At 61.0% G+C, this 12,848-nt stretch carries 12 protein-coding genes; 9 read left to right on the top strand and 3 right to left on the bottom strand.

What is annotated here, in order from left to right; translation table 11 throughout:
• The first annotated feature begins 121 nt into the window (after positions 1-121).
• From ACP7DE_RS09720 to ACP7DE_RS09710, 3 genes are read left to right on the top strand one after another with little or no spacing between them, the layout of a single operon-like run.
• Entirely contained in the window at positions 122-520 is a 399-nt protein-coding gene (locus ACP7DE_RS09720) for a hypothetical protein (RefSeq protein ID WP_426071910.1), read from the top strand.
• A complete protein-coding gene (locus ACP7DE_RS09715) occupies positions 462-1,190 on the top strand; it encodes a Rhs element Vgr protein (RefSeq protein ID WP_426071909.1) in 729 nt (242 codons plus the stop codon). Before ACP7DE_RS09720 ends, ACP7DE_RS09715 begins: the two co-directional genes overlap by 59 nt.
• A gap of 19 nt (positions 1,191-1,209) precedes the next feature.
• Complete coding sequence (locus ACP7DE_RS09710) at positions 1,210-1,644, top strand: hypothetical protein (RefSeq protein WP_426071908.1); 435 nt, start codon at positions 1,210-1,212, stop codon at positions 1,642-1,644.
• 39 nt (positions 1,645-1,683) lie between these two features.
• Here the strand turns inward: ACP7DE_RS09710 and ACP7DE_RS09705 are convergent, their stop codons facing one another.
• From ACP7DE_RS09705 to ada, 3 genes are all read right to left on the bottom strand, one after another.
• The gene (locus ACP7DE_RS09705) at positions 1,684-3,339 is read right to left on the bottom strand and encodes a mechanosensitive ion channel family protein (RefSeq protein WP_426071907.1); all 1,656 of its coding nucleotides are present in this window, start codon (positions 3,337-3,339) and stop codon (positions 1,684-1,686) included.
• A gap of 75 nt (positions 3,340-3,414) precedes the next feature.
• Positions 3,415-4,104, bottom strand: coding sequence for a 2OG-Fe(II) oxygenase (locus ACP7DE_RS09700; protein WP_426071906.1), 690 nt, complete (start codon positions 4,102-4,104; stop codon positions 3,415-3,417).
• Positions 4,101-5,156 (bottom strand): bifunctional DNA-binding transcriptional regulator/O6-methylguanine-DNA methyltransferase Ada, encoded by a 1,056-nt coding sequence (ada, locus tag ACP7DE_RS09695; protein WP_426071905.1) that lies wholly within the window; start codon positions 5,154-5,156, stop codon positions 4,101-4,103. The genes ACP7DE_RS09700 and ada overlap by 4 nt, the downstream gene beginning before the upstream one ends.
• Positions 5,157-5,337: 181 nt before the next feature.
• Between ada and hutC the strand changes: the two genes are divergently transcribed.
• From hutC to ACP7DE_RS09665, 6 genes are all read left to right on the top strand, one after another.
• Positions 5,338-6,057, top strand: coding sequence for a histidine utilization repressor (gene hutC, locus ACP7DE_RS09690; RefSeq protein WP_426071904.1), 720 nt, complete (start codon positions 5,338-5,340; stop codon positions 6,055-6,057).
• Positions 6,058-6,387: 330 nt separating this feature from the next.
• Positions 6,388-9,723 carry a PAS domain S-box protein gene (locus ACP7DE_RS09685; RefSeq protein WP_426071903.1) on the top strand — a complete coding sequence of 1,112 codons (3,336 nt, stop codon included), beginning with the start codon at positions 6,388-6,390 and terminating at the stop codon, positions 9,721-9,723.
• 68 nt (positions 9,724-9,791) lie between these two features.
• The gene (locus ACP7DE_RS09680) at positions 9,792-10,250 is read left to right on the top strand and encodes a response regulator (RefSeq protein WP_426071902.1); all 459 of its coding nucleotides are present in this window, start codon (positions 9,792-9,794) and stop codon (positions 10,248-10,250) included.
• 303 nt (positions 10,251-10,553) lie between these two features.
• A complete protein-coding gene (gene trxA, locus ACP7DE_RS09675; protein ID WP_426071901.1) occupies positions 10,554-10,880 on the top strand; it encodes a thioredoxin TrxA in 327 nt (108 codons plus the stop codon).
• Between the two features lie 156 nt (positions 10,881-11,036).
• Entirely contained in the window at positions 11,037-12,299 is a 1,263-nt protein-coding gene (rho, locus tag ACP7DE_RS09670) for a transcription termination factor Rho (RefSeq protein ID WP_034746249.1), read from the top strand.
• Positions 12,300-12,478: 179 nt separating this feature from the next.
• Positions 12,479-12,748: a type B 50S ribosomal protein L31 gene (locus tag ACP7DE_RS09665; protein ID WP_010401544.1), complete on the top strand. Its 270-nt coding sequence runs from the start codon at positions 12,479-12,481 to the stop codon at positions 12,746-12,748.
• Positions 12,749-12,848: the final 100 nt, after the last annotated feature.

The following is a 12,848-nucleotide window of genomic DNA, read 5'->3' as shown; positions in this document are numbered from 1 at the left end:
CAATGAATGAAAAGACGAGTGTATAGAAATTGGCAAAATGGTCAAAGCCCGCATGCCTTGCGCCCAGTCAATACTTCCCCGCCGCCACTGACCTACGCTGGCGTTTTAACGCGGAGTATCCATGGCCAGGCACCATGTCATCAGCACCACCGCTTGCGACGTGTTCTTCAAGCTCGTGGCGCACCAGAAGAAAAGCCTGGGCGCGCGCTTCGACAGCATGATCGTCACCTTCAGCGCCGACGGCCAGCCCGTGCTGGGCGCCACCCTGCGCGACGCGAAAAGTGGCTGCGAACTGCACCGCCTGGCCGGCCAGCCCGACGAATGCTGGTGCTGCGGCTACGACGAGCAGCTGGAATTCGTCTCGCCCGCCAACGTACCGCTGGCGCACGCCGATTACCGGCACCTTGAGCAATGGCGTAACGTGGACGGGGACGACGGATGCAAAGGGGCGCACGGGGCGCTTGGCCAGCAAGCGGGAGGCGCAAATCACCCAGACCGAGTTCCTGCCGCACGCGGATAAATCGCCATGCTGCGCCGCCGCGCCAAAACACGCTGCGCCTGCCGCCAAGGTCGTCCAGCTCGATGGCATCAAGACGACCGACAAAGACGTCGGTTCGTCCGTCAAGCAGGTCAAAGTGAAAGACAAGGTTCGCCCGCTGACCAGGGGCGAGATCGACATGGCGTGGATGCTGTTCCAGGATGCGATCGACTACGGCAAGGTCAAGGTGCATGGGGAGCCGTATCTATGGTTTGGTTTGCAGCCGAAGGATGTGGCCATGACGCCGGATGGGGATATTTATTTTCATGAGTCGGAGTATCGGGAGGATTTTTCCATAGCTCAGCCAATAGACAAAAACTGGTTCATGCATGAAATGGTCCATGTCTGGCAGTATCAATTGGGCTATCCGGTTGCATTGCGTGGAGCTATCCGTTTCGGATTGAGTTACACGTATTTTTTAAAGCAAGGGAAAAAACTATCTGACTTCAACATGCAGGCACAGGGCAATTTACTGGCAGATTATTTCGGACTACAGTATTTGAAAACACCAAAAGCTATGAATCAAAAAGAGTACCGAAACTCCCTGACTCTCTACGAAGAGGTGATCGATGCATTTCTTAACAATAGAAAAAGCAAGACCAATCTTCCTGGAAATGACATTGATCATGAGCCTCTGTTTGACACACCGTGATGCGTACCCGGTGTCCCGCATGGCTGAAGCCGAAATTACCTCATTCAAAGGTATGCCATGCTTCACCATCTCAAACAGAGAGGAACGACGGAATGGAACGCCGATGCTTGGCGCACTCATGGTTTACGATATATCCATAAAACCGCCTGTAGAGGTCTGGTCTTTCATTCTCCCTGGAGCGACGACCCTCCCCATGCATGCAAAAACCTGCTATTTGTATGGACAAGTACCGACAGGAGCCGAATCGACTGCTGCGACGATGCTGAAAACAGACAGGATGTACAGCGTCTTTTTGAATGGCAGACCGGATGATCCCTCCGATTCGACTCGTGGTTATAGAGGAAAATTTTGCCTGACCAACGACCCGGCAGGTCAGCAAAAAATCATTGCTATCAACAGTGATATGCAGGAGTGGCGCACTGAAATCTGCCCACCCCACCCATCGCGCCCCTAGTCCGACACACCAGGCCTTGTTTGCCAAAACAGCCCGAGCTTACTTTTCTTCCTCCCCCCGCTGCGCCGGCGCCCTGAACCATTCACCGGGCGGCACCACGTGCGACTCTTTCGGGTCATCAATGTAGTGCGGCGAAGTAATCTGCACGTCGAATTCGTTGAAGACGTCGATGATGTTCTGGTGCAAGCGATTCAGTACTTCGGCGCGCTGGCGGGGGACTTCGGCGCTGGCGTAGGCGACCAAGCGGTATTGCACGTAGTAATCTTGCAGCGCCAGTTGCATCACGTACGGTTTCGGCGTGGTGGACAGTTCCGTCGTGCGCGACGCGGCCAGTTCCAGCATGGCGTGCACTTGCCGCCACGGCGTGGCGTAGCCGATGGTGACGGTGGAGTCGAGCACGAAGCCGCCGCCGGGCTGGGCGCGCGAATAGTTCTTCGTCGTTTGCGACATCACCCACGCGTTTGGCAAGGCTATCTCTTCGCCCAGGCCCGTGCGCAAGCGCGTCTCGAACATGCCCACGTCGACCACCGTGCCTTCGCTATCGCCCACGCGCACGTATTCGCCCTTGCGCAGGGCGCGCGTGTACATCAGGATCAGGCCGCTCGCGCCCTGGCCGACGATGCTCGACGCGCCGATCGACACCATCAGGCCCACCAGCACGGACAGGCCCTGGAAGGCGGCAGTATGCGAGCCGGGCAGATAAGGATACGCCATGGCCAGCGCGAACAGCCAGATCACCACGCTGGCGATGCGGCGCGTGGGCAGAGCCGTGTCCTTGTCGAGCCAGCCGATCTGCAATTCTCCGCTTTCCACGCGCTTGAACAGCGAGGCGGCCGTGGCGGCGATCAGGCGCGCGATGGCGAAGATCACGCACACCAGCACCAGCCCCGGCAAGGCGCCGATGATGGCGTGGAAGACGTCGGCCGCCACGTCGAACAGGTAGCCGCTCAGGCTTTCGCCCCAGGCACGCGTGTAGGGCAGGCGGCCCAGCACGAAGGCGGCCCACAAATAGGTAGCCATCAGGCGCAAGCCCCACAGCACGGCGCTCAGCAATTGGTAGGCGAAGGCGATGTAGTGCTCGGCATCGAGCACGCGTACGTTTTTCAAGCGCACGTCGCGCAGGCGCGAGGCCAGCAGGATGCCGCTGCGGCGCTTGGCCCAGTGATACAGTCGCGTCAAGCCCATCCACACCAGCCAGAACACGAGGGTGGCGGCCGCGCACACAGCAGCGGCGATCGACAGGTAGCGCCAGCTACCCTGTTCGCGGTAATCCAGCAATGCCTTGCTCAATTCCTCGGCCGCCACCTTGGCCACGCTTTCCGTCGTGTCGCCGGCCAGCTGGTTGACGTCGCCAGGCACGACGACGAACAGCTGCACGCCGTCGAGCAGCACTTGCGTGCCTTCGGGAATCATGCGCGTGCTCGTCTGCATGCGTCCGTTTTTCGCCAGCACGCTTTCCAGGCGGCGCTGCGCGCCGATGGCCCGTTCATCGGGCGGATAGCCGGCCAGCGCGGCGCGGAAGACGAATACCTTACGGTTGGCAAACATCAGCGGCGCCGTCCTGACCGCAGCAAGCTGCGACGGCGCCACGACGGATGCGGCCTCCGCAACGAGCGCAGGCATGCCATCGTCCGCAGGGGCTGCGGGCAACAGGAAAATGGTCAACAGGCACAACAGGCGGAGCAACGCGGACATGGCAGAAATGAAAGAGTGACAAGGAGCAGCCATCATGCCATGTAATCCTGGAAACTCAAGCGCCGCAGCTACAGTTCAACTCGCATCATGGAAAATGATGCCCAGGGTGTGGCGCAAGCCCGAGCGCAGGCGCGACACGCCGTGGCGCATGTTCACGCGGTAACTGCCGCGCGTGCCGTTGACGGGGCGCTGCGCGACGGGAAAGAGGACGGCATCGCCCTGCGCCAGCGGCACGACTTCCAGGCGCGACTGCATGCGCGGGCGCTGCTCCGTCAGCACGAATTCGCCACCCGTGAAATCGTCTTGCGGGCGCGACAGCAGTACGGCCAGTTGCAGCGGAAACACGTGCTTGCCATACAGATCCTGGTGCAGGCAGTTGTAATCGCCTTCGCGGTAGCGCAGCAGCAGGGGCGTGGGCCGGGTTTGCCCGGCGGCATGGCAGCGCGCCAGGAAATCGGCGTGACTGGACGGAAAGCGCGTCTCCAGACCCAGGCTGGCGTGCCAGCGGTTGGCGATGGCCGCCAGCGGCGGATACAAGGCAGCGCGCAGCTCGGCGACCGGCTCCGGCAGAGGATAGGCCCAATACTGGTACTCGCCCTGGCCAAAACCATGGCGCTGCATCACCACCTTGCTGCGAAAACGCGACGCGTCGTCATACTGCGCCGCCAGCGCCGCGCAGGCATCCGCACTCAGCAAGCCCGGCACGAAGGCGCAACCGTATTGATTCAGCTCATCCTCGATCTGGCGCCAGTCCAGCGCACTCATCGTTCGCCCTCGCGTTCCAACAACGCCTGCTTGCGCTCCACGCCCCAGCGGTAACCGGACAGCGCGCCATCGTTGCGCACCACCCTGTGGCAGGGGATGGCAACGGCCAGCGCGTTCGCCGCGCAGGCGCCCGCCACGGCGCGCGCGCCTTGCGGGGCACCGATGCGCCGCGCCAGCTCGGCATAGCTGACGGTGCTGCCGGCAGGAATCTCGCGCAAGGCTTGCCATACGCGCTGCTGGAACACGGTGCCGCGCACGTCGAGCGGCAAGTCGAGGCCCAGGCCCGGCGCCTCGACCAGGCCCACCACCTGCGCCACCGTCTGTTCGTATTCAGCTTCCGCGCCACGCAGTTCGGCTTGCGGAAAACGGTCCTGCAAGTCGCGCAGCAGCACTTCCGGGTCGTCATCGATCAAAATCGCGCAAATGCCCTTGTCCGTGCTGGCCACCAGGATGGCGCCCAGCGAACAGGCGCCGATGGCGAAACGGATCACGGTGCCGCTGCCGCCAGCGCGAAACGCGCCCGGCGTCATGCCCAGCAAGCCCGACGTGGCGGCGTACAGGCGGCCGCTGGAATTGAAACCGGCCGCGTACAAGGTCTCGGTGACATTTGCCGCGCCCTGCAAGCCGGCCTTCAGGCGCTCGCCGCGCCGCGCCGCCGCATAGGCTTTTGGCGTGATGCCGGTGTGCGCCTTGAAGACGCGGTGAAAGTGAAAGCGGCTCATGCCGGCGGCCCTAGCAAGGCTGTCCAGCTCTAGCATCTCGTCGCTGGCGTCGATCAGGCGGCAGATATCGGCCACGATGGCCGCCTGGCGCTGGGCCAGCGGCGGCTGATTGGGCTTGCAGCGCAGGCAGGGGCGAAAACCGGCCGCTTCCGCCTGCTCGCAACTGGCGTGGAAGGCCACGTTGCGGCGCAGGGCGGTACGCGCCGCACAGGAAGGGCGGCAATACACGCCCGTCGTGCGCACCGAGTAATAAAAAACGCCGTCGGCGTCGGGGGCGCGCCGCTGCAGGGCATCCCAGCGTTCATCGTCAGTCAGGTAAGCGTGTTCCATGGCAAACTCCGTGCAGGTCAATAGTAAGTCGCCAGCATAGCCAGCGCCGGTCGGCGCCGCACTCCGGCGCTTGCTTTTGAATTCAAAAAAAGCTTGGCGGCAGCCATCGTGCTCGGTGCTAAAATCGGCCATCGCGCCTCCAGCCGGCGGCGCGCCCTGCCCGCGCCCCGGAGAAACCGCATTGGACGATCATACTACCCAGGAAAATACGCCCATTTTCCAGCGCATCAAGGATTTTCTGCTGGCCGGTATCGCTGCCGGACGCTGGAAGGAAGGCGACGTGATTCCTTCCGAGCAAGCATTGGTGAAACAATTCGGCGTCTCGCGCATGACGGTCAACCGCGCCGTGCGCGAACTGACCAGCGAGCAAGTGCTGACGCGGCGCCAGGGGTCCGGCACCTATGTGGCACAGCAAAAATACCAGGCGACCTTGTTGGAAATCAAGAGTATCGCCGATGAAGTGCGCGCGCGCGGGCATATCCACCGCAGCAGCTTGCAATTACTCGAACGCACCAAGGCGTCCGATTTGCTGGCCAAGCAATTCGGCTTGCCGCCGGAACACCCGCTGTTTCATTCTCTGATCGTGCATTTTGAAAACGGCGTGCCGATCCAGGTGGAAGACCGCTGGGTCAATCCCGAGTGCGCGCCCGACTACATGACGCAGGATTTTTCCAGCATCACGCCGAACGAATACCTGATGGCTGCCGCCCCCTTGCAAGGCGCCACCTACAGCATTGAAGCGCTGTCGGCACCGCGCGACATCGCCGAAATGCTGGCCATCGACACCAAACAGCCATGCCTGGTGCTGCGCCGCCAGACGTGCTCGGGCGGCAAGATCGCCTCGATCGCCACCATGTGGCATCCCGGACACCGCTATCAGTTCGCAGGCAGCTTCACGTAGGACCAATGCCGCAATTGAGTAGCACGATTTCACGCCAACTTTCTCACGAATTCTCACCAAATCACGAAAAAAACAGCCATTCCTGGGCAAAAAAAATCCCGTTTTGGCCGTTTCTGAACTTAAATACGCCGAGCAAATATTCGATGCTATAGTTGCCGCCAGAAAGCGCCGCAGGCGTTTATTTGAGTGCGCCTCATGTACTGCCAGCCCAGTCCAATCTCGCCCCAGAAAGGGATGCATTTGTCGTATTGCAGCCACATGAGTTTCAGCGCACCACGCCGACAGAGCCCTGCGCTGCGCCGGCTCGCGCATACGATGCTGGCGGCAGGCATGGCACTCTCCCTGCCGGTGCAGGCGGCGGCACACGGCATGGCGCCGACACTGCTGTGGCCGTACGCTGCCGCCAGCGCCACCGCCCTGGCGGGACTGGCTTGCTGGCAAGCCTGGCGGCTGCGGCAACGGTTGCGCCGCCTGCTCCCGCCCGCGCATGCCCCGGCCGAACAGGATGCCGGGCAAGCTTTGCGCGGCGCCGCCCTCGCTGGCTGGACTTGGCGGCGCCAGTCCGACCGGTTGCAGTTCGCGCCCCAGTACCAGGACGTGCTGGGCGACAAGAGCGCCAGGCTCGACCATACACTGTCCGACTGGCTGGCAGAAGTGCACCGGGATGACCGGGCACGCCTGAGTCTTGCATTTCGCCAGCATCTGGACGGCCAGGCGCCCGGCACCTTCAATTGCGAATTCCGTTTGCGCCACAGCGACGGCCACTGGCGCTGGCTGCTGGCACGCGGCGCCGTGCTGTCGCGCGCCTCGGATGGCGCCGCCACGCAGGCCAGCGGCATCGTCTGCGATATCAGCGAACGCAAGCAAGACGAGCAATCGCGCATGCGTTCGATGCTGGAAGCTGCGCCCGAAGCCATGCTGGTGGCCGATGTCGAGGGCAAGGTGCATTACGCGAACCAGATCGGCGCGCGCTGCTTCGGCTATCCGCTGGCCGAGTTGACGGGCATGTCGCTGGAGCAACTGGTGCCGGAAAGTACGGCCAGCCACTCCGTGGGCGACCCGCAAGCGCGGCACAGCCTGCCTGGCCGGGTGATGCTGGCGCGCCGCCGCGACGGTACGCACTTCCCCGCCAAGGTCAGCCTGTCGCCGCTGCGTATGGCCGGGCAAGTATTTTCCATCGTCTCGCTGCGCGACATGACGCAGCGCCAGCGCGCCGAAGAAGCCTTGCACGCCAGTTCGGAGCGCTACCGCCTGATCGTGCAAACGGCCGCCGAAGGCATCTGGATGACGGATGCGGACGGCAAAACCACGTTCGTCAACCCGAAGATGGCGCACATGCTGGGCTACACGGTGCAGGAAATGCTGAACCGTCCCATGCTCGACTTCATGGACCGCGACAGCCAGTTGCTGATGCAGCGCCGCCTGGCCAGCCACGGCAGCGTCGCCAGCCAACCGGACCAGGTCGACTTCCGCTTTTTCCGCAAGGACTTGTCCAGCCTGTGGGGCTTGCTGTCGAGCACCAGTATTCAATCGGACAACGGCGAGCCGGGCGGCACGCTGGCGATGATTACCGACATCACGGAACGGCGCCAGGCGTCGATCGCGCTGTCGAATTCCAGCCAGCGCATGGCGTCCGTATTCGGCGCCGTCACCAACGGCCTGGTGGTGCAGGACAGCCATGGGCATATCCTGGAAAGCAATGCGGCCGCCGAGCGCATGCTGGCAGCCAGTTCGGCCAGTCAGGCCAACCGCAGCCTGTGGCAAGCCATCCGCGAAGATGGTTCCGCCTTCGACCAGCGCAGCCATCCCGTGCACATCACCCTGTCGACGGGTGTCGCCATGCGCGACGTGCTGATGGGCGTGCAGCAGCCCGACGGCAGCCTGTCGTGGCTGTCCGTAAATACGGAGGCCATCCGCGATGAGTATGGCAAGGTCGGCATGGTGGTGGCCAGCCTGACGGACATCACGTATCACAAGCGCAGCGAGAGCGCCTTGCGCGAACTCAATGAACATCTGGAAGAACGCGTGGCGCAGCGCACCGAGCAGCTGGACCAGGCCAAACAGGTGGCCGAAGAGGCGAGCCTGGCGAAGGGACAATTCCTGGCCAATATGAGCCATGAAATCCGCACGCCGATGAATGGCGTGATCGGCATGGCGTATCTGGCCCTGAAGACGGATCTGGAACCGCGCCAGCGCGATTACCTGGAAAAAATCCGCTTTGCCGGCGAGCACCTGCTGGGCATCATCGACGATATCCTCGACATCTCGAAAATCGAAGCGGGCAAGCTGGAAATCGAGCGCGTCAACTTCAGTTTCGATCATGTGGTGCAAACCCTGATGACGGTGGTGGCGCCGCGCGCCGCCGGCAAGAATCTGGAACTGCTGTTCGAGATCGACCCGCAATTGCCTGCCGTGCTGGTGGGCGACCCGCTGCGCCTGGGACAAGTGCTGATCAACTACGCCAATAACGCCATCAAGTTCAGCGAACAGGGCAGTATTACCGTGAAAGTGCGCAGGGTGGTGGCGGACGCCAAACACTGTCTGGTGCGCTTCGAAGTGTGCGACCACGGCATCGGCCTGTCGCAGGATGAAATGAGTAAACTCTTCCAGTCCTTCCAGCAAGCCGACACTTCCACCACGCGCGAATATGGCGGCACGGGCCTGGGCCTGGCCATCTGCAAGCAACTGGCACAGCTGATGGGCGGCGACGTGGGCGTCGACAGCCGTCCCGGCGCCGGCAGCACTTTCTGGTTCACGGCCAACCTGGGCATTTCCGACCAGGCGGCGCCGGCCATGCTCGACAGCATGGTGCAGACGGCGGCGGCCATGCGTGCCAGCGCCGACGCCGCCCTGGTGATGCGCACGCTCAAGCATGCGCGCATCCTGCTGGTGGAAGACAATACCTTCAACCAGCAAGTGGCGCTGGAATTGCTGGAAGAAGCGGGCGCCTCCGTCTGCCTGGCCAACAATGGCGAAGAGGCGCTCGACCTGCTGCGCCAGACCCAGTTCGACTGCGTGCTGATGGACGTGCAGATGCCGCTGATGGATGGTTTGCAAGCCACGCGCCACATCCGCGCCGACCCGCAGCTGGCGCACCTGCGCGTGCTGGCCATGACGGCCACGGCCACCAGCGAAGACCGCGTGCGCTGCCTGGAGGCGGGCATGGACGATTTCATTTCCAAGCCGATCCAGCCGGCCATGATGTACCAGACCATCGCCAGCTGGCTGCCGGCGCGCGAAACCCCACCACCACCACCCGCGCGCGGCCGCGCCGTGCCCGCCTTCAAGACCACCCTGGCGGGCGACCCGCAAGTAATCGACCTGTCCATCCTGGCCAAGCTGCTGGGCTACAACCCGGAAAAGGTACGTAAATTCGCCTTCAAGTTCCTGCAAACCACGCAGGATGGCTTTGGCGACATCGACGCGGCCCTGGCACGCGGTGACGTGCAGCAGGTACGCGAACTGGGGCACCGCATCAAGTCGTCGGCACGCACGGTGGGGGCGCTGGGGCTGGCCGAGCTGTGTCACAACCTGGAAACCCTGGCGCCGGGCGAGCCGGCCGACGAGGCGGAGCGGGCACGGTGCATCGTGGCGCGCCTGTGGCCCCTGCTGGAACAGATTACCGAACAAATCATGAATAACACCAGCTTTGCCAATGACGATTAGCTACCGCCAGTACGTTACGGCAAGGTATCGGCATCGACAGCGATGCATATCAACAGAAAGACATGACGATGAACACTGTATCAAACCAAGCTAGCCGGGAACACAACGAAGCAGGCCTGGCGCCGTTGCGCGTGCTGCTGCTGGACGACGATGTCTTCATGCTCGACGTGCTCAGCGACATGCTCGAGCAAATGGGCCAGTTCGACATCCGCTGCGAGTCGCACAGCGAACAGGCGCTGGCTACCCTGAAGCAGCACCAGCCCGATCTGCTGATCTGCGACCTGTCCATGCCCGACATCGACGGCATCGAATTCCTGCGCTTGGCGGCTGACAATGGCTTCCGCGGCGGCGTAGTGTTGCTGTCCGGCCTGCATTCGGCCGTGCGCCTGGCCGCAGAACGGCTAGCCGTCGCCAATGGCCTGCATATATTAGGCACCTTCCGCAAGCCGATGGAAAGCGCGGAATTGCAGCTCATGGTGAACTTGCAGCTGCAGCACACGGCGCGTCTGGCCAGCGTACAAGCCTGAGTGAGGAGGTTGGCCGGGAGGGCGGGCAAGGCGCTGCGGGCCAGCAGGCATGCGGCTTTGCCGCTCTGCCGCCAGGCGCGGTGGCGATATGCCTCAAGTTTTTCTGCAATAATCGCCACGCTTTGAAAAAATGGGTTATTATTTCAGCCATCCCCGCCTGCATACCTCTGGTCGCACCTTCCAAGAATATTGAATTCGTGCCCATTGCCCCCATCTGCTAGCTGCATTCCAGGAAGCATGGATGGCGAACCAGCGTATGGTTAATCCCAGGCATTATTGATCCCACCCTCATTTGAGGAAAATATGAGCGAAAATATCAAACACATTAGCGATGCATCTTTTGAAGCAGACGTCCTGAAATCCGAGTTGCCAGTGCTGGTCGACTTCTGGGCGGAATGGTGCGGTCCCTGCAAGGCTATCGCCCCGATCCTGGAAGAAGTGGCCAAGGAATACAACGGCCGCATCCTGATCGCCAAGATGGACGTGGACGCCAACCAGGCAGTGCCTGCCAAGTTCGGCATTCGCGGCATCCCGACCCTGATCCTGTTCAAGGATGGTGTTGCGGCTGCTCAAAAAGTGGGCGCCATGGCCAAGGGCCAGTTGACAGCTTTCGTCGACAGCAACATTTAATGTATGATAGGCAGCGCTGCGCCCGCAGCGCCGCCTGACTGGATAGACCGGGAAGCAGCTTTGCCATCATTCGTGCACAGCCTTCCCCAATAATTAATCAACGCCACGCAGTCCCCTCCCCTACCTTTACATCCCGTCTCGGGACACTCAACACATATGCATTTATCCGAACTAAAGGCCCTACACGTATCCGCCCTGCTTGAGATGGCGATCGGTCTTGACATTGACAACGCAGCCCGCTTGCGCAAACAGGAGCTGATGTTCGCTATCCTGAAAAAACGCGCCAAGTCCGGCGAACAGATTTTTGGCGACGGCGCCCTGGAAGTGCTGCCAGACGGCTTCGGCTTCCTGCGCTCGCCTGACGCCAGCTACATGGCGTCCACCGATGACATTTACATCTCCCCTTCGCAAATCCGCCGCTTCAATCTGCACACCGGCGATTCGATCGAGGGCGAGGTACGGACCCCGAAAGATGGCGAACGCTATTTCGCATTGGTCAAAGTCGACAAGGTCAACGGCGAATCGCCGGAGATGTCGAAACACCGCATCCTGTTTGAAAACCTGACGCCGCTGCACCCGAACGAGCCGCTGCGCCTGGAACGTGAAATGAATGGCCAGGAAAACATCACCGGCCGCATCATCGACCTGATCGCCCCGATCGGCAAAGGCCAGCGCGGCTTGCTGGTGGCATCCCCGAAATCCGGCAAGTCCGTGATCCTGCAGCACATCGCGCATGCGATCACCGCCAATCACCCGGATATCACGCTGATCGTGCTGCTGATCGACGAACGTCCGGAAGAAGTTACCGAAATGCAACGTTCGGTACGCGGCGAAGTCGTCGCCTCGACCTTCGACGAGCCGGCCACGCGCCACGTGCAAGTGGCCGAGATGGTGCTGGAAAAAGCCAAGCGCCTGGTCGAAATGAAAAAAGACGTGGTGATCCTGCTCGACTCGATCACCCGCCTGGCGCGCGCCTACAACACCGTCATCCCTGCCTCGGGCAAGGTCCTGACCGGTGGTGTCGATGCGAACGCGCTGCAACGTCCAAAACGCTTCTTTGGGGCCGCGCGCAATATCGAAGAAGGCGGCTCGCTGACCATCATCGCCACGGCGCTGATCGAAACGGGTTCGCGCATGGATGACGTGATCTTTGAAGAATTCAAGGGTACCGGCAACATGGAAGTGCATCTGGAACGCCGTTTGGCCGAGAAACGTGTCTATCCGGCAATTAACCTGAACAAATCGGGTACTCGCCGCGAAGAATTGCTGATCAAGCCGAACGAGCTGCAAAAAATCTGGATTTTGCGCAAGTTGCTGTACTCGATGGACGAGATCGAGGCGATGGAGTTCATTTTAGATAAAATGAAAGCAACAAAAAACAATGCTGAATTTTTTGACATGATGAGACGCGGCGGATAAACTTGCCCAGTTTCATGCGAAGCCGCTCATTGAGCGGCTTTTTTGTTGCCTGCGGCCCTAAAGCGCTATATAATCGACGGTTGCATTATTTTAAAACCTGGCAAGTGATCGGCAATCGGGTCAAGAAGCAAGACGACCGACGAAGTGCTGTTTGGCTACCAAACTAGAGAGAGAAGACCATGAAAGTCGATACCCATCCAGAATACCGCGAAGTTGTTTTCCACGATCTGTCGTGCGATTTCAAATTCGTTACCCGCTCGACCATCCAAACCCGCGAAAAAATCACCCACGACGGTAAAGAATACCCACTGGTGAAGATCGAGGTTTCGGCTGAATCGCACCCATTCTTCACGGGCAAGCACAAAATCGTCGATACCGCTGGTCGCGTCGAGAAGTTCCGTCAGAAATTCGGTACCGTTGGTTCGAAAACCGCAGTCGCAGCAGGCTGATTTTTGCCGCTTTGCGGCAAAAAAGGCAGCTTCGGCTACCAAAGAAAAGGCAGCTACGGCTGCCTTTTTTGTCTTTGGCCGCTTTACTTTATACTCGCGC

Source organism: Janthinobacterium sp. DSP2-3-3 (assembly GCF_049897325.1).
Lineage (GTDB): Bacteria > Pseudomonadota > Gammaproteobacteria > Burkholderiales > Burkholderiaceae_D > Janthinobacterium.
The sequence above is the reverse complement of the archived record's forward strand: the minus strand, read 5'-3'. Positions and strand labels throughout refer to the sequence as shown.